This is a genomic window from Nocardia sp. NPDC050799 (genome assembly GCF_040654015.1).
GTDB lineage: Bacteria > Actinomycetota > Actinomycetes > Mycobacteriales > Mycobacteriaceae > Nocardia.
Genome location: NZ_JBFAHF010000011.1, coordinates 1 through 307 on the forward strand (window position 1 = coordinate 1; position 307 = coordinate 307).

Genomic DNA, 307 nt, shown 5'->3' on the forward strand with positions numbered 1-307 from the left:
CAGCCCTCGAGACTCGCGCCTTCGGCGCATGCACTTCGAGGGCTGAACGGCGGGACGGGCCTCGACCCTTTCAGGGCCTCGTAAGACTCGGCACCGAGAGGGCGCTGCTGTTCGTGAAGACGATCAGATGCGAGGCCGCCCGGGCGGTCGAGTGAGTCGGCATCCGACCCGGACATCGAATGCCGACGCAAACCCACATGCGTCGAGTTTTACGAGACACCTCAAAGGGTTGAGGCCCGTCTCGGCGGGTGGTGGGGGGGCTAGGCAGTGGGGGACGGCGGGGGGGGCGGGGGGGGGACCGGGGGGC